This window comes from Bacteroides faecalis (assembly GCF_003865075.1).
Classification (GTDB): Bacteria; Bacteroidota; Bacteroidia; order Bacteroidales; family Bacteroidaceae; genus Bacteroides; species Bacteroides faecalis.
Genome location: NZ_BHWB01000022.1, coordinates 42,836 through 68,643 on the forward strand (window position 1 = coordinate 42,836; position 25,808 = coordinate 68,643).

19 protein-coding genes and 3 pseudogenes are annotated in these 25,808 nt (G+C 39.4%); 10 read left to right on the top strand and 12 right to left on the bottom strand.

Going from position 1 to position 25,808, the window contains the following annotated elements:
• Positions 1 to 10: 10 nt before the first annotated feature.
• From EJF25_RS21540 to EJF25_RS21550, 3 genes are all read right to left on the bottom strand, one after another.
• Positions 11 to 637, bottom strand: coding sequence for an HAD family hydrolase (locus EJF25_RS21540; RefSeq protein ID WP_125042667.1), 627 nt, complete (start codon positions 635 to 637; stop codon positions 11 to 13).
• On the bottom strand, positions 627 to 3,329 hold the full coding sequence (locus EJF25_RS21545) for a calcium-translocating P-type ATPase, PMCA-type (protein WP_125042668.1): 2,703 nt from the start codon (positions 3,327 to 3,329) through the stop codon (positions 627 to 629). The genes EJF25_RS21540 and EJF25_RS21545 overlap by 11 nt, the downstream gene beginning before the upstream one ends.
• Positions 3,330 to 3,420: 91 nt before the next feature.
• A complete protein-coding gene (locus EJF25_RS21550) occupies positions 3,421 to 4,596 on the bottom strand; it encodes a sensor histidine kinase (protein ID WP_125042669.1) in 1,176 nt (391 codons plus the stop codon).
• 209 nt (positions 4,597 to 4,805) lie between these two features.
• On the opposite strand from EJF25_RS21550, the gene rd reads away from it, so the two are divergent.
• On the top strand, positions 4,806 to 4,970 hold the full coding sequence (rd, locus tag EJF25_RS21555; RefSeq protein ID WP_125042670.1) for a rubredoxin: 165 nt from the start codon (positions 4,806 to 4,808) through the stop codon (positions 4,968 to 4,970).
• A gap of 70 nt (positions 4,971 to 5,040) precedes the next feature.
• Here the strand turns inward: rd and EJF25_RS21560 are convergent, their stop codons facing one another.
• From EJF25_RS21560 to EJF25_RS21595, 8 genes and pseudogenes are all read right to left on the bottom strand, one after another.
• Positions 5,041 to 6,345 (bottom strand): sensor histidine kinase, encoded by a 1,305-nt coding sequence (locus EJF25_RS21560; RefSeq protein ID WP_125042671.1) that lies wholly within the window; start codon positions 6,343 to 6,345, stop codon positions 5,041 to 5,043.
• Positions 6,345 to 7,700 (bottom strand): sigma-54-dependent transcriptional regulator, encoded by a 1,356-nt coding sequence (locus tag EJF25_RS21565; protein WP_125042672.1) that lies wholly within the window; start codon positions 7,698 to 7,700, stop codon positions 6,345 to 6,347. The genes EJF25_RS21560 and EJF25_RS21565 overlap by 1 nt, the downstream gene beginning before the upstream one ends.
• Positions 7,701 to 7,751: 51 nt before the next feature.
• Complete coding sequence (locus EJF25_RS21570) at positions 7,752 to 9,230, bottom strand: TolC family protein (protein ID WP_235016889.1); 1,479 nt, start codon at positions 9,228 to 9,230, stop codon at positions 7,752 to 7,754.
• Between the two features lie 17 nt (positions 9,231 to 9,247).
• Positions 9,248 to 10,465 (bottom strand): ABC transporter permease, encoded by a 1,218-nt coding sequence (locus EJF25_RS21575; RefSeq protein ID WP_125042673.1) that lies wholly within the window; start codon positions 10,463 to 10,465, stop codon positions 9,248 to 9,250.
• 20 nt (positions 10,466 to 10,485) lie between these two features.
• Positions 10,486 to 11,730 (bottom strand): ABC transporter permease, encoded by a 1,245-nt coding sequence (locus tag EJF25_RS21580; protein WP_125042674.1) that lies wholly within the window; start codon positions 11,728 to 11,730, stop codon positions 10,486 to 10,488.
• 27 nt (positions 11,731 to 11,757) lie between these two features.
• Entirely contained in the window at positions 11,758 to 12,423 is a 666-nt protein-coding gene (locus tag EJF25_RS21585) for an ABC transporter ATP-binding protein (protein ID WP_125042675.1), read from the bottom strand.
• Positions 12,424 to 12,489: 66 nt separating this feature from the next.
• The gene (locus EJF25_RS21590) at positions 12,490 to 13,734 is read right to left on the bottom strand and encodes an efflux RND transporter periplasmic adaptor subunit (protein ID WP_125042676.1); all 1,245 of its coding nucleotides are present in this window, start codon (positions 13,732 to 13,734) and stop codon (positions 12,490 to 12,492) included.
• A gap of 161 nt (positions 13,735 to 13,895) precedes the next feature.
• Positions 13,896 to 15,593: pseudogene (locus tag EJF25_RS21595) on the bottom strand (Na/Pi cotransporter family protein).
• 88 nt (positions 15,594 to 15,681) lie between these two features.
• Between EJF25_RS21595 and EJF25_RS21600 the strand changes: the two are divergent.
• The 4 genes and pseudogenes from EJF25_RS21600 (at position 15,682) to EJF25_RS21615 (ending at position 19,817) form a co-directional block, all read left to right on the top strand.
• Positions 15,682 to 17,351 (top strand): annotated as a pseudogene (locus EJF25_RS21600) (nucleoside kinase).
• Positions 17,352 to 17,441: 90 nt separating this feature from the next.
• Positions 17,442 to 18,995 carry a sensor histidine kinase gene (locus EJF25_RS21605; protein ID WP_125042677.1) on the top strand — a complete coding sequence of 518 codons (1,554 nt, stop codon included), beginning with the start codon at positions 17,442 to 17,444 and terminating at the stop codon, positions 18,993 to 18,995.
• A gap of 148 nt (positions 18,996 to 19,143) precedes the next feature.
• Positions 19,144 to 19,599, top strand: a complete 456-nt coding sequence (locus tag EJF25_RS21610; RefSeq protein WP_125042678.1) for a hypothetical protein — start codon at positions 19,144 to 19,146, stop codon at positions 19,597 to 19,599.
• A gap of 11 nt (positions 19,600 to 19,610) precedes the next feature.
• Positions 19,611 to 19,817 carry a helix-turn-helix domain-containing protein gene (locus EJF25_RS21615; protein ID WP_125042679.1) on the top strand — a complete coding sequence of 69 codons (207 nt, stop codon included), beginning with the start codon at positions 19,611 to 19,613 and terminating at the stop codon, positions 19,815 to 19,817.
• Between the two features lie 123 nt (positions 19,818 to 19,940).
• Here the strand turns inward: EJF25_RS21615 and EJF25_RS21620 are convergent, their stop codons facing one another.
• Positions 19,941 to 21,314, bottom strand: a complete 1,374-nt coding sequence (locus tag EJF25_RS21620) for an aminopeptidase P family protein (protein ID WP_125042680.1) — start codon at positions 21,312 to 21,314, stop codon at positions 19,941 to 19,943.
• Positions 21,315 to 21,451: 137 nt separating this feature from the next.
• On the opposite strand from EJF25_RS21620, the gene rpoN reads away from it, so the two are divergent.
• From rpoN to ispG, 5 genes and pseudogenes are all read left to right on the top strand, one after another.
• Complete coding sequence (gene rpoN, locus EJF25_RS21625; protein WP_125042681.1) at positions 21,452 to 22,936, top strand: RNA polymerase factor sigma-54; 1,485 nt, start codon at positions 21,452 to 21,454, stop codon at positions 22,934 to 22,936.
• Positions 22,937 to 22,964: 28 nt separating this feature from the next.
• Entirely contained in the window at positions 22,965 to 23,636 is a 672-nt protein-coding gene (locus EJF25_RS21630; protein ID WP_125042682.1) for a phosphatase PAP2 family protein, read from the top strand.
• Positions 23,637 to 23,666: 30 nt separating this feature from the next.
• A complete protein-coding gene (gcvH, locus tag EJF25_RS21635; protein WP_125042683.1) occupies positions 23,667 to 24,047 on the top strand; it encodes a glycine cleavage system protein GcvH in 381 nt (126 codons plus the stop codon).
• 50 nt (positions 24,048 to 24,097) lie between these two features.
• A complete protein-coding gene (gene purE, locus EJF25_RS21640) occupies positions 24,098 to 24,607 on the top strand; it encodes a 5-(carboxyamino)imidazole ribonucleotide mutase (RefSeq protein ID WP_077153066.1) in 510 nt (169 codons plus the stop codon).
• Positions 24,608 to 25,808, top strand: a pseudogene (ispG, locus tag EJF25_RS21645) ((E)-4-hydroxy-3-methylbut-2-enyl-diphosphate synthase); the annotation flags it as partial.

The window sequence follows — 25,808 nt, forward strand, 5'->3', positions numbered from 1 at the left end:
AGCTGCAAAATTACCTTTTTTTATTGAATAAATGGCTCCAATCTTCACCGGCTTTTGGAGTATAGGTCGAAATACCCAATTTCTGAGCCATTTTACAGTTTATATCAGAGTCGTCAATGAAGAAAGTTTCTTTGGGATCAATATCTGCATCTTCGATGACAGCTTTAAAAATCTCCATTTCAGGTTTAATCATTCTCATTTCAAAAGAGAGATAAGTCTTTTCGAAGTAATCTTCTACTTTGAATGTGCGGTAAGGGAAAGCATTCTCACAAACCCATTTCCAATGGATAGCATTCGTATTACTGAGCAAGTAGACTACATATTTCTCGCGAAGTTTCAACAAGAGTTCAAGTTTATAGGTAGGTATATCCACAAGAAAGCTATTCCAAGCAGTATCAATTTGCTGATCACTGAGCGTTTTCCCCATCATTTCGCGGACTCCATTGCGAAATTCAGCAGAAGTTATCATTCCTTTTTCCTGTTGCATGAAGATTCCCTGCTGATGATAGAAATTCAGCAGGTCTTCTACATGTTCACATCCTAATTTCTTAAAATTGTCAATACAACGTTGGCGGTCTAGATTTATAAGTACCCCGCCAAGATCAATAAGGAGGTTTTTAATTCCTTTACTTTTCATTTTTCTTTTTGTGAGTAATACGTTGAACAAGGCGAATAAGTTCTCCAACCCATAACACTATGGACGAAACGCCTATAATACAAAGCCAGGTTTGCCAGTCGAGCGGTGTCGTGCGGAATACTGCTCCTCCGAATTGTACAATGAGGAATTGACCGGCTAAAATGGCTAAAATAATTAGCTCCATACCATACGATTTGGAAATCCCTTTGAAAGCAGAATCAGTAGTACCAAATACACGAGCATTGAAGAGATTCCAAAATTGAAGCATGACAAAAAAAGTAAAGAAGATAGTGAGATTTTGTACATCCATACCCTGAGGAGTATGATCGAAATAATAGATCATTCCAAGCAGTATGATAAGGAAGACAGAACCTACACCTAATATATTATGCTTCATTGCTTTCGTTATGATAAAATCACTACTACGTCGGGGTTTATCCTGCATTACAGTCTCGCTGGGAGGAATAGATGCCAAAGCTAAAGCGGCAAAGGTATCCATAATAAGATTTACCCATAACATTTGTGTAACGGTTAGTGGTAATTCTGTACCAATGACAGAGCCTAGTAGTACAATTAACAGAGCGACAAAGTTAATTGTCAGCTGGAATACGATGAACCGTTGGATATTTTTATAGAGTGAACGTCCCCACATAACGGCAGTTCCAATGCTATTGAACGAATCATCAAGCAGTGTGATATCACTTGCTTCTTTGGCTACGGAAGTTCCTGTACCCATTGACAATCCCACTTGAGCATGATTCAGGGCAGGTGCGTCATTCGTACCGTCTCCTGTTACGGCAACTACTGCTCCTTTTTGTTGAAGCAACTGCACTAGGCGTTGTTTGTCCGTAGGACGTGCACGTGACATGATTTTGAGGTCTATGATACGTTTTAATGCCTCTTCATCACTTAATTCAGCAAAGGCAGCACCAGTTATACGATTCCATTCAGTGTCTGTTTCAGGATTCCATAGTCCGATTTGGCGTGCAATCTCTGTAGCAGTTCCCGGAGTGTCTCCGGTGACAATCTTAATACCGATACCGGCTGATTGGCATTTAGCTACGGCAGCAGGTACATCCGGACGTATAGGGTCTGAAATGGCAACTACACCTAAAAAGTTTAAGTCATTGGCGGAGACAAGTTCTGTGCAGTCATTCGGTTCATTTTCTCCTACTATTTTGAAAGCAAAGCCGAGAGTACGCATTGCCATGTTCTGATAGTTCAGTAACTGTGCTTCTACCGTAGAGCGATATTCTACTGTATCTACCCTGCGTCCGTCTAATATAACTTCTTTGCATTTGCCGAGAACGATTTCGGGAGCTCCTTTGATATAGAGGATTTTCTTTCCGATAATCGGTGATTCAACAAGCGTAGCCATGAATTTGCGTTCTGTAGAGAACGTTAATTGGTCAAGTATATGTACGTTTTCTCTGAGTTCCAGATAATTTCTTCTCTGGTTATTGAGCCATAATAATAAAGCAACCTCAGTTGGATTTCCTACTCCTTTAGGCTTTTCGCCATTTGTAGTTTCTTCAAGGAAAGCAGTTGAGTTTGCACTAATTCCTTCTGCAATAAGAGTACTGATATCGTCATCAGATAACTGGTTGTTATTTTTGATTCCATAAAAGTTTGGTTCATATACTTGCATCTGGTTCTGAGTCAGCGTACCGGTTTTGTCCGTACAAATGACCGTAATTGCACCCATTGTCTCACAAGCGTGCATCTTTCTTACCAGGTTATTAGTGGAAAGCATACGGCGCATATTCAGCGCCAGACTTAATGTAACACTCATAGGCAGACCTTCCGGAACAGCTACAACGATTAAGGTAACCGCCATCATAAAGTATTTCAGTGTCCGTTCCAAAACAGGAAGCCATTCATGCCAACTGTTAAGTGCGCTGAAATCATAATATAGCAACACATCTTTTACAAAGAATATAAGGAAGGCCAATCCTGCAACTGTAAATCCGATTTTTCCGATCAGGTTAGCAAGTTTAGTTAGTTGGATGTTTAATGGAGTCGGTTCAAGATTCTGTTCTGTGCTTTGGCGGGCTACTTTTCCAATCTCCGTTGCATCTCCCACATGTAAAACACGCATTGTTCCATGACCGTCCACCACTGTTGTTCCACGCATAACCAGATTAGAAGCATATGTTGCTTCTTCATCAAAATCAGCTTCAACAACAGTTTTATTGATTACCGGTTCACCGGTTAGGTTGGATTCGTTAACTTGTAGAGAAATAGCTTCCAGTAATTCTCCGTCCGCAGGAATTTCCTCTCCTGTTTCCAGAATTACAATATCCCCTACAACAATATCTTTACGAGGAACTTCCTGAACATGCCCGTTTCGGATAACTTTGACTAGCGTCTCTTCATTAACGGCATTTAGCAGATCGAATTTTTTGTTAGCATCGTATTCGAAAAAGAAACCGATACCTGTAGCAAGCAAAATCGCTGCAATAATTCCGATAGTTTCGGCATACTCATTTTCGATGATAGAGATAATCAACGAAAATACGGCGGCTATTAATAATACGCGTACAACAGGATCTTCAAACTTTTCGAGATAAAGTTTCCAAAGAGATGGACGCTTAGGAGGTGTTAGCAGGTTTACACCATTTTTTTCCCTGCTTTGTAGGACTTCCTTATCAGTAAGTCCTAAATGATTAGAATCATCTTTTTTTGCACTCATGCAGATACATGCGTTTAGTTAGGATTGCAAAAGTACAATATTAAATTGTGATAAGATGTTTAATTAAAATTTTTTATGAAGTTGCAATTATTCACTGTGGTTTGCCGCATGAACTATAGGGGATTGTAAACCAGAAAGTAGAACCTTCTCCTTCTACTGAATCTACGCCAATTGATCCGTTTAACTTGGAAATAATAGTTTTAGCAATAGAAAGTCCCAATCCTGTTCCCTTCTTATCCTTGTTTAATTTTACAAAACGTTCGAATACATTCGGTAACTTTTCAGCCGAGATCCCAATTCCGGTATCAGTGACATGGAAATAAAGTTCATTTTCTCTGGCTTCGTAGCCAATGCGGATACTTCCTTCTTTTGTAAATTTGATAGCATTGGTCATGAAGTTGGCGAGTACTTGCGAGATACGGTTGTGGTCTGTTTGTATCAGACAGGAGGGGAGAGGGGTTTCTGTCAATATCTTTACGTTTTCTCCGATTCCTGCTATTCTCATCTGGAAAAGTTGTTGTAACTCAGAAATTAACTGATTGATATCCACTTCGGCATATACGAATTCGAGAGTTCCTGCTTCTATTTTTGACATATCCAGAATATCGTTGATCAGTTGTAATAGCAGTTCAGCATTCGTCTTGATTATTTTTTGATATTGTGCTTTGTCTTCTGCATTATTGGTTGCTTCCAGAATTTCAGAAAATCCCATGATCGCATTTAGTGGAGTACGTATTTCATGACTCATGTTTGCTAAAAATGCAGATTTTGAAATATCGGCTTCTTCAGCTTTATTTTTAGCTTGTACTAATGCCTTTTCTATTTGTTTTTGATGGGTGACATCATGTACGGTAATTACCATTTTTTCTTCCTTGTCAAGCAGAAGATATGCTCCGGAGATAATAGCATCACATTCAACAGTTTCGCTATCCGATGTAACTACATTTAAAGTTGCTTCTAAATTGGTAAAACTCTTTTTCTGATCGAAAGCTTGTTGAATGGCTTGGCGTATCGGGCAAGTACCACAATAAACATGTGTACCACAGCCTCCTATCGCAGATAGTGCGTTGCGGCATTGCAATAAATCGCCGACTCTTTTTCTGTCCAAGCTTTCCAATACTCCTGTTAGTTGGTAATAATTGGTTTCTTGTACTTTAAAATCATTATCTATCAATAAAATAAAAGCATGTACATTTCTTAATATAGCATTTGTAATATGATGGGTATGCCTCAACTCTTTGGCGTCTTGGAGTAATTGTTGCTGCATGTAAATACGTTTTCTTTGTTCCCACAAGAGAGTGCTTAGTAGGACGATACATATGACAATGAAGATTAATAGCAATATTGTGTGCATGATGTATTTTGTTCGGGATGTGATTACAAAGATACCTTTTTCCTTTTTATAAAAAAAGGAATCTGAACAATTTGCTTATATTTGTGTTCTATTATATAGAAAACCAATAAAAAACGAACAGTATGAAAAAGTACATTTGCACGGTTTGCGACTACATTTATGATCCAGAACAAGGAGATCCGGATGGTGGAATTGATCCAGGTACAGCGTTTGAAGATATTCCAGATGATTGGGTTTGCCCTCTTTGCGGAGTAGGTAAAGAAGATTTCGAACCGTATGAAGAATAAAAGAGAGAAATAAAGATTCTGCGAATTGAATTGGTCGGGTATGTATGGATAACATATCCGACCATTTTTCTCAAGTCGTTTTGAATATTATTTTGAATTTAGTCAAGCCGTCAGCATAAGTTTTTAAAGAGAAGGTACATTCATGCCTAAAAAGAACTTCTCGTATAAATATCAGTCCGATCCCTTGTCCGTTGGGCTTGGTGGAAAAGAAGGGGCTAAATAGTTTAGCTTCTGTCTCCTTACTGATTCCTTTCCCCGTGTCAGAGATTTCAATGCAAACCGGATTTTGAGTGGTAGTAATAAAAATTTTGCCATTTTCTTCTATACTTTCCGCTGCATTCTTTATGATGTTTACAATCACTTGCTCAAAAAGAATCGGATCTAATCTCATTTCATTTAGTATGTTGCATAGGTTTGTGTGAATGATTATATTCTTGTTGAGACAATGTGGTTCCATGAAGCATTTGCAAGAAAGAAGCAATTCATTGAGATTCACGGAAATTTTTTGAGGATCAGGGATTTTTACTACATCTGCAAAATTGGTGATAAACCGACTCATATTAAAGCAGCGTTCTATACATACCCGCATAACTTGTCTTATGTCTTCCGTTTGTTCTATGTCTCCCAGAGCTTGTTCTACAGTGTCAAGAGTAGAGGTAATACCTGCTGTCGTGTTATTGACTTCGTGGGCGATCATGCGTATAATCTTCTCATAGGCTTTTTTCTCCGCTTTTCTCACTTCGTCGGTTAGACTTTCTATCAAAAAGAAAGGATGTTTATAGCCTCGATTTATAAATGAAAGGAGGGAGCAACGATAAATGTTGGCATCGTTGAGACGTACTGTACGTACTTCGTTCATAGAAAGGGTAGACAATTCATAGGCAAGTATGGAATCTAGCTCTTTGAGTTTCTTTCCTGTGGCTTCTTCGGGTTTGTTTATATTTAAGATTTTTAGTGCCGTAGGATTCAGTGACGTAATACTTTCATCATTCCCTAAAGTGAGTACTCCCATTGGAGTAGCGTTAATCAAAAGATCAAGTAGTTGATTTTGTTCTCTGAGGTGTAGACGTTCATTTCTCAGTTGTGTTATCATGCGGTTGAAAACTTCCACTACGCGGTCGGCTTCAAATTCACCGACCCTGTTAAGTCGTGAACTAAAATCTTGTTCTTGTAGTAAACTCATGCCATTACCAATGGTATGTAGTGGCTTCACCACTTTCCGGTAGAAGAACAGTAGAAGAATGAAGGTCAGCAATATGAGCCCTTCTAGCAAATAGAAGAGAATTAAATTACTTTGAATTGATACGTATGTTAAGATAGATAGTATCGCAAGTAATAAACTACACAATATCCAATATATTCCTTTAAGACTCATTATATGGTAATGTTATATTTTTCGAGTCTACGGTATAAAGCTGCACGACTGATGCCTAATGCTGTTGCAACCTGCGATAAATTATTTTTGTGTTTTTCGAGAGTTTGTAGGATCGTTTGCTTTTCTATTTCTTCCAATGTCATACCGGGGCAAATTGTCGTATCCTGATTGCTAGTATGATTCTGATACTGTTTTTCTATGTCTATACTATCAAGAGAGTCCTTATTATTGATTAATATGGTACGCTCTACCAGGTTTTTCAATTCCCGGATATTACCCGAATAAGGTAAACGTTTCAAGAAATCCATTGCATCCGAAGAAAAACGAACGGTGGGAAGCCCATTCTCCAGGGTTAGCTTATCAGCAAAATGTTGCGCTAATAATGGAATGTCTTCCTTTCGTTCACGAAGTGCCGGTAAATGAATAGTAATCAGATTAATGCGGTAGAATAAATCTTCCCGGAAAGTATGCTCATTTACCATTGTCCGCAGATCACAGTTGGTTGCACTGACTATGCGTATATCCACTTTATGAGGATGACTATCTCCAAGTACTTCGAAAGTTTGATCTTGTAAAACACGTAATAATTTCACCTGACAACTTAAATCTAAATCACCTATTTCATCTAAAAAGATTGTTCCCTTGTTCGCAAGTTCGAAACGTCCGGTTCTATCGGTTGAGGCATCTGTAAATGCTCCTTTTTTATGACCGAACATTTCACTTTCGAATAAACTTTGTGAAATACCTCCAAGATTTACTTTCACGAAAGCCTCTTTCGAACGTTTGCTATTGGCATGGATTGCTTCCGCAATCAGTTCTTTACCGGTTCCGCTTTCACCTGTGATAAGCACTGATGCATTGGTGCGTGCGATACGTGCTACTGTATTCAGAATCTCAATTAAAGTTGGAGATTTACCTATTATTTTGTCGAAGCAGAATTTATTGTCAATCTCTCTGCGGTCTTTGGCCGGAGTATTTTCTTCTTTTTTATTAAGTTCCAGAGCTGTGTGTATGGAATCCAATAGTGTAGCATTATTCCAAGGTTTGGTTATGAAATCGAATGCACCGGTTTGCATTCCCTGTACGGCAAGAGAAATACTTCCCCAAGCAGTTATCAGAATAACCGGTGTTTCAGGACGGAATATTTTCACTTGTTTCAGCAATACCAGTCCTTCTTCTCCTGACGTGCTCAGTGAAAAGTTCATATCCATCAATATGAGTTCAGGGGAGATAAAGCGTACTATTTCGATTGCTTCTTTGGGTGAGACAGCTGTTTCCACCTCATAACCAGCCCTTTTTAACAAGAAAGAAAGAGAGGAACGTATCGCGCTATCGTCGTCTATTATTAAGATCATGTTTACTAGATGATTTAAGTACAAAGATAAAGGTTTATCATGAAACGCAAATTATTGTTTGATTATTTTCTCAAATGCGGCATCCAACGTGGTGTTGGAGTTGAAATCATAAAGTGTCAGGCTACGAATTTGATAATAATAATACCAATACAGATAAAGTTCGGATACATGCTTCTGCCGGGCTTCGTCTTTACTAGTCTGTGCATCGTTAAGATCGAGTGTATTAATCTTTCCGATGAGGAACGTTTCTATACTTGTTTTATATCGCTGCTGTGCAATTTTGTCTGCTTCCCAGGCGATATTCAGTTGCTCTGCTTGGTTGTTGAAGTGTTCCACTAATAGAAAAATATTCTGGCTAAAGTTCATCTGCTCCTGTTTAATTTTGGAGGCGATTACCTCTCGGTTGCTTTCCGCTACCCTCACTTTTCCGCGGCGCTTTCCCCAATCCAGAATTGGAATCCTCATTCCGACCTCTATGACTTGGTTATCTTTTAAATGCTTGGTGTTGTAGGTGTCTGAAAATTCTCTTCCTTTTCCTGTTAATCCGACAGAGGTAAACAAATCTACACTACGTAAGTTACCTTTAGCAGCCGCTACATTGTAGTCAGCTTCCAATTGTCGTCGGCGGATGTTGAGTGCAAAAGAATTATTTTCCAATGCTTTGTTGAGCACCCGTTCATATTCCATATGTAGGTTTGGGGCCGATTCCGGCATTATTAGTTCGATTGTTTCGTTCTCGCCAAGATTCAGGAAGGCGCGCAATTGGAACATATTTGCATTCAAATTACTTTCGCTCTCGGTTACTGCCGCTTTTGCTTGAAGAGCTTTCAACTTCAACTGCAATAGCTCGTTTTCCGAGATCTGTCCCATTTTTCTTTTTGCTTGTGCCACTTCATAAAGATGATTGGCATTCTCTTTGTTTTGACGAGCAATGGCAACGTTATTTTCTGCCTGGAGCAGGTTAAAGAAATAAGTAATCGTTTTCATCGTTACTTCCTCTGTGGCAGAGATAAAAGCTGCTTTGGCTTCCTGGTATCGAACAGGCTCAATCCGTCGTTTCCATTTGATATTATTAATTCCGAAGATTGGTTGCGTTAAGGTTAGCGTAATTGGGACACTCATGAAACTCCGTTCACTACTACCGTCTAGTTGTTTCAGGTAGTCCAATGAAGAGTTGAGAGACAGTTTACCTCCAGTTATCCAGATGTTTTGGTCAATGGAAAGTTGCCCGTTCATTTCCAAACTGTTGTTGCGGACAAAGGTGTACGAGCCGTCGTCCTGTTGATAGGAGTTGTATCTTTTGTTATAATTGGGAATAGTTCCTGAAAAATTTACTTCTGGCAAAAGATCAGCATAATAAGTTCGGTATTCCCAATAGGCTGTTTTTAGCTCATTGAGAGCCACAGCGGCATCCACACTTTGTACACGGGCGATGTTGATGGCGTCCGCCAGAGTTAGTTGCTTTGCGGTAACCGATACTGGAATGAGGCTGGTCAATGTTAATACAAATAGACTAATACGTTTTTTTATCATCATGTTTTGTCTTTTTATTCTTCATGTAAAACATCAGCAGGTTTTACTTTCGTGGCTTGCCAAGCAGGATACCAGATACCGACTATAATCATGAGCATTGTCAATAGCCAAGTAGTTAGCATGCAGAATAAAAACCGGGTTACGGAACCATTCGGAGATAATAAATCAAGATACCATGCATTGATTAATACAATGACAGTAGGTATGATTACAACAGCTAACAGTATAATTCCTTCAGTTATCAATTGAGTGAAAATAGAGCGTCGGCTAGCTCCTAAAGCCTGTCTGAGCCCAATCTCGCTTCGACGTTGCTGAGTGCGAAACCAAAATGTACCGATGACTCCAAGAAATATATTGATCATTAGAAATATGGCATACCAACTCATGCTTTTTATCTCATCTACCGTATAGGATACATATTCTTTTCTAATATCCTTATAGGATCTTGAAAGAAAGAATGAGAAATTATTGATATGACAGGCTGCTTTTATATTTTCCCATACAGCAATACGCTGATCTTCACTTAAATTATCACATAGGCGAATAGAAATGTCTTGCGGCCACTGGTTTCTTACCAATTCAGCTTCCGGCATTACTAAATATCCGTTGGATACATCATCCCATGTTTCTGCATATCGTATTTCTGTGCAAATATCAGCAAAGAGAGGAATATTAGCCCAGTCACACGTAATGGAATCTCCACGGGATACTTTCAGGCTGTCTGCAAGATCTTTTGAAAGTACTGATTGGCGTTGAAAAGGATGGCTTACCGGATCATGTCCATCTGGCGTCTGGATTTGGAATACTTTGAAGTGTTCCGGTGAAACGATTCGTACTATTCCCGAATGGGTGATAGTATCATTTCCATGTATCGACCTAAACATAATTTCTGCATTGCAACTACTATAAGGGCGGGAACAAGTACTTGCTGCTACTTCTTCTACTCCTTCCACCTTTCGGAGACGTGAAAAGATGGTCAATAAGTCATCAAGTGGATTACTTCCTGATTCTTCCTCCGATATATAGCCTTCGGCAGAAGAATTTAATTGATATAGCCATATAGTATAAGTATTTTCGATGTCATATCCCATCGGACGGTTGAAACGATTATATTGAAATAATAGTTGATCTGCAATTACCCATAGGAAAATAGATACCAAAAATAATTCAGTAACAATCCATATGTTAGCCTTGCGTTGATTCCATAATTGCTTATATATATTTTTTATCATAGTTCATCTGTATTTATGAGTTATCGGAGTGCATCTGTTATATTCTTTCTGGCAACGCGCCATGCTGGAATACTGGCACTAAGTAAATTTAGTATCAGACAAAACAGGAACGCTAGTACAAAGACCACAGGCGAAGCTACCATTTCGGGTGAGATATACGGATCGCCATCTAGTAGCCAGTCATGCATCAGGTATATACCCAGATAAGAAAGTAGCAAACCTAATAAACCTCCTAATAGTGTGATAATCAAATTTTCACTCAATACTTGACTTACGATCTGTTTCCGAGTAGCTCCGAAAGATCTGCGTATCCCTATCTCCTGCATTCTTTTTTGCATGCGCGATAGAGTCAAACTACTTAGATTGATGGCTGGGATGAGTAAAAGAACAAGTAATATGATAACATAGCGTCTTACGTTTTCAGCTACATGAGGTAAATCAAGTCCCCAAGTAAAGAATCGTTGTTGAAAGTGAGAATAGGGCTGTTTACGTATGCCAATGATTAATTCGGATTGTTGTTCATTGAAACGCTCTACATTGGCATCTGTTTCTCGCCGGATAGCATCAAAAGCATCTTTGTTGGGAGCAAGGATCAAGCAGATAAATGGACCTTGTAATCTATAGTTTTGCCATCCTTCTACTACTGTATAGGGAATAAACATATCAGCATGAGCAAAGGAGGCCCATTTTGAATAGTTGCGTACAACTCCGCAAATAGTATAAGGTATCCCTTGTACATGAATGCTTTTTCCTACTACCTCTGTCGTGTGGAAAAGTTTTTGTGCTATCTTTTCACGTATGACCACTTGTTTGATACCTGACTGAAAGTCTGCCTCGGTAAATGGTTTTCCAGCTAGAAATTCAAAATCAAACATCTTCCAGAATGCGGTATCTATGTATTTCACCCTGCCGGAGATAAACTCATTACTTCCTGGAACCGAAAATGGAGATGTGTTACTTGTCATGGCAGTAACTACTTCTGCACTTTTCAGTGAATACAGACATTCTTTGATAAAAGGTAGGGTTAAATTAAAGTTTGTCGAAAATCTTTTATTATCGGCTTTTCCAAATGTTTCACCGAACTGTACATACATTGTTCTGTTACGATTTACCTCCGGACGATAATTGGCATTCTTTATTTGAAAAAGGATGACCATCACCATAATCATGGCAATAGTGAAAGCAGTTCCAGCAATAGAGATACAGCTAATTAGCTTGTTTTCCTTCAATTGATAAATGACCTGTTTGAGATATTGTTTTATCATATTTGTTGAGTCTTATTCGGTGGGTATTCAGCAAACTTGACGCCCGTCGAAGAAACGGACAATTCTTGATGTCTGTTTGGCTTGCTCTTCATTATGGGTCACCATGATAATAGTCCGCCCGTCTTCTTTATTCAATCGATGGAGAATATCCATAACTTCCGCACCCATGATGGAGTCTAGATTACCAGTTGGTTCATCGGCGAGGATAATCTGTGGATTTCCGATAATCGCACGGGCAATGGCTACACGCTGGCATTGTCCGCCGGAAAGCTGTGTTGGAAAATGGCGCATCCGGTGCGTTAATCCTACTTTGGCGAGTACTTCCTGTGCTAGTATTCTTCGTTCGGAGGATGGTACTTTTCGGTATAATAGTGGTAGTTCCACATTATCCATTACATTTAAAGAATTAATCAAGTGGAAACTTTGAAAAACAAAACCCAGTTGATGGTTACGGAAAGCAGCCAGTTCTTTGTCTTTCATAGTAGCTGTTTGTACTTCGTTGATTTCTACAGTTCCCGAGGTAGGTGCATCGAGCAGTCCGATAATATTTAGCAAGGTTGATTTGCCACATCCGGAAGGTCCCATAATACTGAGGAATTCACCATTGTTTATTTCCAGGTTCACGTTTTCCAATGCTATCGTCTCGATTTCATCTGTGCGATATATCTTATTAAGTGAAGTTAGTTTTATCATAATCGTTGTTTTTATTGATTTATCTATTTGTTTATTTTCATTTTGTCAATGCTGTATAACATTTTATTATTTTACTTTCATCCGATTTTTGGCTCTGTAGTTAGTCATATCATTGACTACTACCTGATCACCAATATCAAGTCCCGACAGCACTTCTACATATTCGAAGCTGCTTTCCCCTAATTTTACCTTACGTTTCACAATCTCATTATCATGGAGTACAAACAGTTCATACTCACCTTTACCCATATAATAAGAAGAGTTTGTGATTCGCATTACATCTTCTTTCATAGCGTTCATTATATATACATCCGTTTTAAGCCCCGAACGTAAATGCTTGTGATTATCTTCATCCAATTGAACGGAGAATGAAATGACTCCATTTTTAGAAAGGGGAGTAACATTACTGACAATACCCGGTAGTTTCTCATTACCTACCTTAACGATTGCTTTGCTGCCGGTTGAAATCCGATCACCGTAGGTATCAGCTATTTCACCGTCTACTTTGAAATGAGAAAGATCTGAAATAATAGCTACCTGACTTCCTTTGGGAACCTGTACTCCTACCTGGTTGTTAATATAAGTAAGAATAGCTTTGCGAGGAGAGCGGATTTGTGCATCATTTAGTGTTCGTTTCATCTCTTCCATGGATTTACGGAAGATATTGAATTCAAGCTCTTTCACCTTTAAGTCGGCAATTCGAACTTGCTGATCATCTTCATATTGCTGTTTCAACTGTTCTAGTTCAAGTTGAGCTACATTATAGTTTAGTTCCACTTCACGAACTTTATCTGTAGTGCCTGCTCCGAGACTATCTAAATAATGCTCATTTCTCAATTCTACAGCCATTCGGTCCAATTTCATTGCAGAAACCTTAATCTGCATGGCAAGAGCATTTACTTTTGTTTTGTTGTTTACTTTAAGTTGTTCCAACTGATAACTTCTCATCTGTTCTTCATCCTGTAGTTTCTTGTACTCTGTTTCTGTACTTTGCAGATCCAGTTTAAGAAGCGGAGTTCCAATATCCACAGAATCTCCTCCTTTCCTATATACTTCAAGAATACGTGTGTCGATAGGAGAATTAATTATCTCTTCAAATGCAGGAACCACTTTACCCGCTGCACTGACAGAAACCTCAATGACTCCTTTGTCTACTGTAGAGAGACTTAAGTCTTTCTCATTTATGCTACTTCTCATCAGTGAAATAAGTATCACGATGATGATACCGATACCAATTCCGATGATAGAGTATTTGATAATTTTCTTTTTAAACTCTTTTTGTCGTTCTTCTTTGGAGATAGCTTTATCCATACATCTATCTTTTTTTATATAAGTTTTGGACAATAAATCAAAGTTTGTGCCAAAGAAGTAATGCGCTTATTTATAGATGTATATGTAAAAACAGGGTGTCCGTTTCCGAACACCCTGTGCGTTTTTATGTAAAATAAGAGATTCGTTATTCCATTATTGAATTAAGGGATCTTTTTCTCTTTCACGTCACTACTCGCTTCCACCACATTGACCACATAGTCACCAAGCTTTTCACATTCGGCGATAATATCCATGTAGTAAACTCCCATCTGATAATCATATTCTTTGTTGTTCACATCTAGAATATTCTGATTCTTCAGTTGGTTGCGGTAGTTATTAATTTCATTCTCAATATTAAAAGACTTATTGATATCAATGCTTTGATGTTCCGGCTTTTCTACCACTACAATCATTTGTGAAAGAGCATCGCTCGTAAGTTTCATCATAAAGTGAATATGCTCATATTGCTTTTCTGTAAAGTCCTGGTTTGTCTGACGTTTCCGGTTGATGGTACGAGCCAGATTGTAACAACTGTCACCAATACTTTCAATTTCAGTAACTTCACGTAGCATGGCGCGAATCTGTAACTTACTTTCAGAACTTAACCGTCCTTCGGAAACCTGATTCAGATAGTTGGCTATTTCTAACTCCATGTTGTCGCTGATATTTTCGTATTTCTCTACTCTACTGAATAACTTATTGAAGTCATCATCTTTTTCGGTATGCAGCAGATCCTGAACCATTCCAAACATACGATGAGTACGTTCTGCAAACAGGTGAATCTCTTTACGTGCCTGGAGAATAGAGAGTTCTGCTGTAGAAAGCATACCACCTGTGATAAATCGGAGACGTGGCTCTTCGTCTTCATCTTTCAGATGTATTAAAGCACATACGGTACGTTCTATGAGTTTTACAGCCCAAATCAATATGAATACATTACAGATATTGAAGATGGAATGGAAAGCGGATAGTTTATAAGATATAGCCACTTCAGGATTACTTGTCTGGAAGAATGTGTCTACAACCCAATTTACGAACTGCATAAAAGGATGGAAGATAATCAACACCCAGATGACACCGAACACATTAAAAACAAAATGGGCCAATGCAGCTCGCTTAGCCTGTGTGTTGGCTGTTAATGCGGCAAGATTGGCCGTGATTGTAGTTCCGATATTTTCACCTAATACTAGTGCTGCTCCCAGTTCGAGACTGATCCAGCCGTTGGCACACATAATTAAAGTGATTGCCATGGTAGCCGCTGAGGCTTGCACGATCATGGTCAGAATAGTACCAATGAATAAGAACAGTAAAACAGAGAAGAATCCCATGTCTGTGTAGTTCTGTACGAAAGCGAGCATTTCCGGGTTGGAGTTTAAGTCGGGTGCATTTGCTTTCAGATAAGAAAGCCCCATGAAGAGAAAAGAAAAACCGAAAATGAATTCACCTATGGATTTACGGTTGCTCTTGCCTGAGAAGATAAGTGGCAAGGCGATGGCCAGAAGAGGAAGAGCGAAAGCAGCCATATCAACTTAAATCCAAAAATAGAGATAATCCAAGCAGTAACTGTAGTACCAATATTGGCTCCCATAATTACACTGATAGATTCAGCCAGGGTCAGTAATCCGGCATTAACGAAACTCACGACCATGACCGTTGTTGCTGATGAAGATTGGATAAGGGCTGTGATTAACACTCCTGTTAATACTCCTGTTACCCGGTTGGTGGTCATTGCCGTCAGAATGCTTCGTAGCCTGTCACCCGCGACTTTTTGCAAGCCCTCACTCATTATTTTCATTCCATATAGGAAGAGTCCTAATGAACCAATGAGCTTTAAAAAAATCATAAAAAGAATATTCCATCTATAATAATTTTAGTGGTTGTTTGTTCTCTATCTGATTAATATAATGTATATTTAGTCCCACATATTCACCTTTAAAACGAACAACGATGAAACAGATGTTACAAATATGTTGCAAAAATAATAATATTTATAAAGAATTCCCTATCGGAAGCTCACTTTTGGATATTTATTACGGTTTAATCTTAATTTTCCTTATCAGGTAGTTAGTGCCAAAGTGAACAATCGTTCCGAAGGACTTAACTTCAGAGTTTATAATAATAAAGATGTAGAGTTTCTCGATGTACGTGATCAGTCGGGCATGCGTACGTATGTCCGATCCTTATGCTTTGTCCTGTATAAAGCCGTTACAGAGCTATTCCCGCAAGGAAACTGTATGTAGAACATCCGGTGTCTAAAGGCTATTTCTGTAATCTGCGTATCGGTCGTCCTATTGAACTGGAGGACGTAATGCGCATCAAAAGGAGGATGCAGGAAATTGTAGAAGAAAACATCTCTTATCATCGGTTGAGTGCCATACGGCTGAGGCTGTACGAGTATTCAGTGAACGGGGAATGAACGATAAAGTGCGATTACTCGAAACATCCGGTTCTATTTATACCTATATTATACATTAGGCGATACGGTAGATTATTATTATGGGAACCTTTTGCCGAGTACCGGTTATCTGAAACTATTCGATATTGTGAAATATTATGATGGGTTACTTTTGCGTATTCCGAGTAGGGAGAATCCGGAAGTATTGGAAGAAGTGGTTAAACAGGAAAAGATGTTGGATGTATTTAAGGAACATCTCAACTGGAGTTATATCATGGGACTTAACAATGCCGGTGACTTTAATCTTGCATGCGAAGTGGGTCATGCTACGGATTTGATTAATGTGGCAGAGGCTTTGCAAGAAAAGAAAATAGCTCAGATAGCCGATACGATTTTTCATCGGGGAGAGAATGGAAACAGGGTGAAACTTGTGTTGATTTCCGGTCCTTCCTCTTCCGGAAAAACCACTTTCAGCAAGCGACTTTCGATACAATTGATGACAAACGGGTTGAAACCATTTCCGATTTCATTGGATAATTACTTTGTAGACCGGGAAGATACCCCGTTGGATGAACATGGGAATTATGATTATGAATCTCTGTATGCACTCGATCTGGATTTGTTTAACCGGCAGTTGCAAGCTTTGCTTCGTGGTGAGGAGGTGGAATTACCTCGTTTTAACTTTGCACTTGGTAAGAAGGAGTATAAAGGAGATAAACTGAAGATTACAGAAAACACCATTTTGATTTTGGAAGGGATTCATGCTTTGAATCCGGAACTGACTCCTCATATACCCGATGAGAAGAAATTTAAAATATATGTATCTGCTTTGACTACCATATCATTGGATGATCACAACTGGATTCCTACCACTGATAACCGACTGTTGCGTCGTATTATCCGCGACTTTAATTATCGGGGCTATTCTGCTCGTGAGACAATTTCCCGCTGGCCTAGTGTACGTGCCGGAGAAGATAAATGGATATTTCCTTATCAGGAGAATGCGGATGTGATGTTTAATTCTGCCTTACTCTTTGAGTTTGCAGTGCTACGTCTGCATGCTGAACCCATTTTGACGGGAGTTCCGCGCAATTGTCCGGAATATTGCGAAGCATATCGTTTACTGAAATTCATTAAGTATTTCGTTCCGGTGCAGGACAAAGAGATTCCCCCTACTTCGTTGCTAAGAGAGTTTCTTGGGGGAAGTAGTTTTAAATATTAGGTAAAGAAAAATGTCCTCAAATAAAATGGTAAAAGGTGTATTGTTCAAGATTATTATCTACCTTTGCTATAGAAACAAATACTATGATTTATGAAAATATGGTCTTTATTTTTGGTTATTATTATTGGTATCAGTACAATAACTGAAGCAGAAGAAGTCGCTGACAGAGCGACGGAATTGATGAAAATGGGACAAAGCAGTCTTGAACAAAAAGAATATGTCAAGGCACGCTATCTTTTTAAACAAGCATATGCTGCATTTTCTTCTCGTGGGAATTATGAAAAAGCCGTTCAATGTGGAATTCAAACTGCTGATCTCTATGCTCGGGAGAACTATTATAAGGAAGCATTTGATCTTTGCCGGGATATGAATCAGTTGATTGCGACTGGTGCAGAAAAGCTACATAAACCTTTTTATGACTTGCAATTTCTAGTCACCAAAGAAAGGTTGAAAATGTATATCAAACTGAAAGCTACTGCACAAGCTAAGGAGCAATTGGCTAAGTTGGATGAAATAGCCGGTCAGGCTAAAACTGATTCTTTGAGTGAGGAACTTCTGTATATTCAGGCTGAATACTATTATACATTTGGTTTTAATGCTCAAGGAGATGCATGTTTCCGGAAGCTTATCAGTCAATATAAAGAAAAGAAGAATTACGAGAAAGTAAACGAATGTTATCGGAATTTGATAGAAATTTCTAAGAAATCGAATAATACTGTATTGGCTTGCCGCACTTACGAGAATTTTATATTGTGGACTGACTCGGTTAAAGCATTGACTGCACAGGATGAACTTAATGTTCTTAAAAGAAAGAACGAAGAGAGTCTGAATATTATTGCAGAGAAGGATGACTCTTTAGCTGTAAAACAATATATGATAATAGGACTTTGTATATTTGCCGCTATACTTATTGCTGGCTTAATCCTGCTTGTTGTTATTTGGCTTCGTTGTGTCGTGAACAATAAGAAATTAAAGAAAAGTATAAAGATTGCCAATGAACATAATGAATTAAAGACGCAGTTTATTAGTAATATCTCGGCACAGATGGCACCGGCTTTGGATACATTGGAAACTTCGGCCGGTCGTATTTCTGAAAAAGCATTGCAGGAGGGACAACAAATGCAATTGCAGGTAGCTTCATTGAAGAAATTCAGTGATGATATACAGGAACTCTCCTCTTTGGAAAACTCACTGACCGAAATATATAAGTTGCGTGAAGTCAATGTCTGTACATTTAGTGAAGCGGTTATGGCAAAGATTTCAGGGTTATTGCAACCGGGAGTTACTTCAGTGGTTAATGCTGCGAAATTGCAAATAAAAATGAACCCTGAGCAGTTAGAACGAATTTTAATTCATTTGTTGAAAAATGCTGCTTTCTATACTTCCGAAGGTAAAATAATACTTGATTTCAAGAAAAGGGGAGCACATACACATCAGTTTATTGTGACTGATACCGGTTGTGGAATTCCGGAAGAACTGAAGGAGAAACTCTTTAAACCTTTTGCTGAAATAAAGGATTTGACACAAGGTGATGGGTTGGGATTGCCAATCTGTTCTCTGCTTGCTGCTAAAATGAATGGAAGTCTGATATTGGATACTACATATACTAAAGGAAGTCGGTTTATATTGGAATTACATGTTTGATTGAAAAATAAAACTGATTAAATGGTATAGAGACTATCCCAAAAGTTTCTGAAAAGCGATAAATAATTATCGCTTTTCTTTTGGATGTTACCAGAAATATGTATTTTTGCTAGTAGAAAAAGAATCTTAAAGATAAACGATTATGAGAATGAAATTAGAATTCAAAAGATTAAAAAGTAAGTATGCCGGAGTTGGGATCGTAGTATTCATTGCTGCTTTAACTATTCTGCAATGTCTTGTTTACAGTATCGGGATTTTTAAAGAATTGCATAACAGTACAGTAAATTATGCATCAGTAGGAATATTAGTTTGTAATATCGTATGTTTGCTTTTTATTTGCATACAGATTTTCCGTATCGACAGCTGTAATTTATTGACTAAGAAGACGGCCGGAATTGTAACAAGTTGCGGTATGATTATAATTCTATGTATGTTAATTCGTGGACGCCTGTTCGACTCTACCGTTGAAATGGTAACAATACAGACATATACAGTTTATCAGGATTGGTCATTAATCTATGTAATTGGATTCATAATGATATTCCTTGGAAGTATCATTAGAAAGGCTGTAAATATTAAAGAAGAGAATGATTTAACTGTTTAATGGATGATGCTATGCCTATTATAGTAAATTTGGATGTGATGATGGCAAAACGGAAAATTTCGCTTAGCGAGTTAGCAGAAAGAATAGGTCTGACTCTTGCGAATTTATCTATTTTGAAGACAGGAAAAGCTAAAGCAGTACGCTTTTCTACTTTGGAGTCTATTTGTGAAGAGTTAAATTGTCAGCCGGGAGATATATTGGAATATCGACCTGAATAATTGGGTAGGATAATTGTTTGACGATGTGTCAGAACTCTCATAAACTAAAAATCACCCTCGCCACAGATTGTTGGAGTGAGGGTGATTCCGTTAAAAGGAGAATTTGACACATCTCTTTGTTTTTTATCTTAATGCTTCCACTTCTTCGGGTGTCAAAGGAATCTTCTTACCCAGACGACGTGCGCCGGTTTCTGTAATCAGATAATCTTCCTCGTTACGGATACCACCGAAGTCTTTGTAAGTTTCCACTTTATCGTAATTGATGAAATCGGTAAACTTCTTTTCTGCCTTCCACATATCAATCAATTCAGGGATAAAGTAAATACCCGGTTCAACGGTATGCACAAATCCCGGCTCCAGTGGAATGGCAAGACGTTGTGACTTGCGACCGAATTGTGTACTCTTGGGTTGTCCGTTATAACCTACCCAGAGTTCTCCCAGATTTTCCATGTCATGAACATCCAGTCCCATCATATGTCCCAATCCATGGGGATAGAACAATGCATGAGCACCTTCACGTACAGCGTCTTCTGCGTTTCCTTTCATCAGTCCGAGAGCTTTCATTCCGTCCACCATGACACGAGCGGATAATTCATATACATCCATATAAGGAATGCCCGGACGGAGTGCTTTGACCGATTCCAGATGCATTGCATTTTGAATTTCGTAAACTTCACGTTGGCGTTGTGTAAATTTCTTGTCGGCAGGGATGGTAGATGACATATCTCCGGCGTACCCCATTTCTACTTCTGCTCCGGCGTCTATTAGGAATAAATCACCCGGTTTTACTAAATTACCATGATAATGATTATGTAAAGTCTGGCCGTTGATAGTGGCGATGGTTGCAAAAGAAAGTTCGCAGTTGTTAGCCTCGGCAACCCGATTCATTTCTGCTACCACTTCATATTCATACATTTCCGGACGGAGCACTTTCATTGCAGTGATGTGCATATCTGCGGTGACATCACAAGCCTTTTCTATTTCTACAATTTCTTCTTCCGATTTATAACTGCGTTGAGCGATTACAGCACGAATAAAAGGGATGGAACCATCCTGACGGGCAGGAGGAATACCTAACCAATCCATCAGTTTCAACTTATGTTCGGGACGGTAAGGGGGCAAATAGTGAATAGCTTTTCCTTTTTGCACACATTTGTGCAGGTAACTTGCGATTTCAGCGGATGGCATCATTTCTTTAATCCCTACCCGTTCGCATTTTTCATGTAAAGTAGGCTGTGATCCCATCCATACAATAGCATCAATGGACAATTCGTCGCCGAATATAATTTCTTTGTCATCGTCGATGTCAATGATAGCCGAAAGACCGGCACACGATAGCCCGAAATAATAAAGAAAAGTTGAATCCTGACGATAGCGGAAAGTGTTGTCTTCATAATTCAGTCCGCATTCGTCGTTACCTAAAAATAATAATACTCCGGAGCCTAATTTCTTTTTCAGCAGGGCTCTGCGCTGCATATAGGTTTCTTTGGCAAACATACTGTCCTAATTTTAAGTTCGTGCAACAAAGATAAGGAATTTTGTGTTATAGGATTAAAAATAATCCCTGTAATCTGTGTAATCTGTAGTTAAAAAGTTACTTTTGTAGCGAGAAACAGTAGAAAGCAAAAATAAATATGGCACAAGGTTCCCGTCAAATACAATCGCAGGCGCAACAGCAGATACAAACGCTCTCGCCCCAGCAGATTCTGGTCGTGAAATTGTTGGAACTTCCCGCAGTAGAACTGGAAGACCGTATCCATGCTGAGCTATTGGAAAATCCGGCGCTTGAAGAGGGTAAGGAGGAGACTGCTACGGACGATTATGCCGATGGCGATTCTTCGGAAGATGGAATGGATAATGAAACCAACGATTACGATTCTTTGAGCGATTATCTGACCGAAGATGATATTCCCGACTATAAACTTCAGGAGAACAACCGCTCAAGAGATGAACAGGCGGAAGATATCCCGTTTTCCGATTCCACTTCTTTTTATGAAATTCTGAAAGAACAGTTGCGTGAACGTAACCTGACCGAACATCAGTGTGAGTTGGTTGAGTATCTGATCGGTTCACTGGACGATGACGGTTTGTTGCGTAAATCTTTGGAAAGTATAGGTGACGAACTAGCTATCTATGCCGGTATCGAGTCTACTGAAGAAGAATTGGAAGAAGCATTGTGTATTTTGCAAGATTTTGATCCGGCCGGTATCGGTGCTCGTTCGCTTCAGGAATGCTTATTGATACAGATCCGACGTAAGAAAGAGGAGGATAAGAAACCAGATCCGTTATTGGAACTGGAAGAACGCATTATTGAAGGTTGCTACGAGGAATTTACCCGGAAGCATTGGGAAAAGATGATAAAGAAGCTGGATGTGGATGAGGATGAATTTAATGAAGCAATAGCAGAGATTACTAAGCTGAATCCGCGTCCGGGTGCTTCGTTGGGAGAGACTATCGGAAGAAACTTGCAACAAATTGTTCCCGACTTTATCGTGGAAACGTACGATGACGGGACGATTAATCTTAGCCTGAATAACCGGAATGTTCCTGAACTTCGTATGAGTCGCGATTTCACCGAAATGGTGGAAGAGCATACCAAGAATAAAGCGAATCAATCCAAGGAATCCAAAGAAGCCATGATGTTTCTGAAGCAGAAGATGGATGCGGCACAGGGATTTATTGATGCCGTAAAACAGCGTCAGAATACATTGATGACTACCATGCAGGCAATCATTGATTTGCAGCGTCCTTTCTTTCTCGAAGGGGATGAGTCATTGTTGAAACCGATGATCCTAAAGGATGTTGCCGAAAGAACAGGATTGGATATTTCGACTATCTCGCGTGTGAGCAACAGCAAATATGCGCAGACTAATTTCGGTATCTATCCTCTTAAATTCTTTTTTAGTGATGGTTATACAACAGAAGACGGAGAAGAGATGTCGGTTCGTGAAATCCGTAAGATTCTGAAAGAGTGCATTGACGGTGAAGACAAGAAGAAACCGCTGACAGATGATGAACTGGCGGATATACTGAAAGAAAAAGGATATCCCATAGCTCGCCGGACGGTGGCTAAATATCGTCAGCAATTGAATATACCTGTAGCGCGACTTAGAAAATAATTCATAAATCAAAATAAAGTTAGAGAGGATGGATAAAGAGAAAGAGCATATCATAGCAGACAAGACTATGTTGCGGCTAGCACGCATTACTTCGATGGTGTTTACCCCGTTTTCCATACCGTTTCTGTCATTTCTGGTATTATTTCTGTTTTCTTATTTGCGCATTATGCCATTACAGTTCAAACTGATTGTGCTGGGTATAGTTTATTGCTTTACCATATTGACACCTACTATCACTATTTTCCTGTTTCGCAAGATCAACGGGTTTGCCAGTCAGGAATTAAGTGAACGTAAGAAAAGATATATACCTATCCTGCTAACGATCATTTCGTATGTATTCTGTCTGTTGATGATGAGAAGGTTGAATATACCCTGGTATATGACAGGCATAATACTCGCTTCTCTGGTTGTATCTGTGATTTGCATCATTGTAAACATAAAATGGAAGTTGAGTGAACACATGGCAGGAATGGGTGGCATTATCGCAGGACTGATATCTTTTAGTGCTCTTTTCGGCTATAATCCGGTGGCATGGTTATGTATGTTTATTCTGATTGCAGGAATACTGGGCTCTGCACGTATCGTGCTAGGACATCATTCTTTGGGTGAGGTACTTTTCGGCTTTATTATAGGTTTTCTATGCGCCTTTGTGATTCTTCATCCGGTGTATAATATATTATTCCGAATCTTATTATTTTAAAACAGTATAAATCCTAAAAAACTAATTATTATGAACTTTCCACAGAATTTGAAGTATACGAATGAACATGAATGGATTCGTGTAGAGGGAGATATTGCTTACGTAGGTATTACAGACTATGCTCAAGAACAATTAGGCGACATTGTGTTTGTTGATATTCCTACTGTAGGAGAATCGCTTGAAGCAGGCGAAACCTTCGGTACGATTGAAGTAGTGAAGACCATTTCCGATCTTTTCTTGCCAGTGGAAGGCAAGGTGCTCGAACAGAATGAAGCACTGGAAGAAAATCCGGAACTGGTGAATAAAGATCCTTATGGTGAGGGCTGGCTGATTAAGATGAAACCGGCTGACTTGAAAGATGTGGAAGATTTGTTGGATGCAGAAGCATATAAAGCAGTGGTGAACGGATAATCTCCTTGCGACTGTAGATCATTGATAACAATTTGTAACTAGTATATAATATGAATCCAATTGTAAGTATCATCATGGGCAGTACGTCCGACCTTCCTGTTATGGAGAAGGCTGCACAACTGCTGAATGATATGCACGTACCGTTCGAAATGAACGCTCTTTCCGCTCACCGCACTCCGGAAGCTGTGGAAGAATTCGCAAAGAATGCCCGTTCACGTGGCATTAAAGTGATTATTGCTGCTGCAGGAATGGCTGCTGCTCTTCCCGGTGTAATTGCAGCAAACACTACATTACCAGTGATCGGAGTACCTGTTAAAGGATCTGTACTTGATGGTGTAGACGCTCTTTATTCAATCATCCAAATGCCTCCCGGAATTCCTGTAGCTACGGTCGCTATCAATGGTGCTATGAATGCTGCTATTCTGGCTATTCAGATGCTTGCGTTGAGTGATGATGAATTAGCAAAAGCGTTTGCAGCTTACAAAGAAGGTCTGAAGAAAAAGATCGTAAAAGCAAACGAAGATTTGAAAGAGGTTAAGTTCGAATATAAAACCAATTAAATGGATTTATTCAATTACTCCCGGAGGGAAACATCTGAAGTAAATATTGGGGCCGTTCCTTTGGGCGGTCCCAATTCTATTCGTATCCAGTCGATGACAAATACATCTACGATGGATACGGAGGCTTGTGTGGAACAGGCTAAAAGAATTGTTGATACCGGCGGTGAGTATGTCCGCCTGACTACGCAAGGTATTAAAGAAGCCGAGAATCTGATGAATATCAATATCGGCCTGAGAAGTCAGGGGTATATGGTCCCGTTGGTAGCTGATGTTCATTTCAATCCGAAAGTGGCCGATGTAGCTGCTTTGTATGCGGAGAAGGTACGTATCAATCCGGGTAACTATGTAGATGCAGCCCGTACTTTTAAAAACTGGAATATACCGATGAAGAGTACGCACAGGAGATACAAAAGATACGTGATCGGTTTGTGCCGTTCCTGAATATCTGTAAAGAGAATCATACCGCTATTCGTATCGGAGTGAATCACGGTTCCTTGTCAGATCGCATCATGTCACGTTATGGAGACACTCCTGAAGGGATGGTAGAATCTTGTATGGAGTTTCTGCGTATTTGCATGGCGGAGCATTTTACCGATGTGGTGATTTCGATCAAAGCTTCCAATACGGTCGTAATGGTGAAGACAGTCAGATTGCTTGTTGCCGTAATGGAACAGGAAGGAATGTCTTTCCCGTTGCATCTTGGCGTGACAGAAGCCGGAGACGGAGAGGACGGACGTATCAAATCTGCGTTAGGAATCGGTGCACTGCTAAGTGACGGATTGGGGGATACCATACGTGTATCTTTGAGTGAAGCGCCCGAAGCGGAAATTCCTGTTGCCCGTAAATTGGTGGATTATGTACTGCTGAGGCAGGATCATCCCTATGTTCCGGGTGCGGAAGCACCGGAATTTAATTACCTCTCTCCTTCGCGTCGGAAAACGCGTGCCGTTCGTAACATTGGAGGAGAACATCTGCCGGTGGTTATTGCCGACCGTATGGATGGAAAGACAGAGGTAAATCCTCAGTTTACTCCTGATTATATTTATGCGGGAAGGTCCTTACCTGAACAACGTGAAGCAGGAGTGGAATATATCCTTGATGCTGATGTATGGAACGGTGAAGCCGGAACATGGCCGGCATTCAATCATGAACAATTGCCATTGATGGGAACATGCAATGCTGAACTGAAATTCTTGTTTAT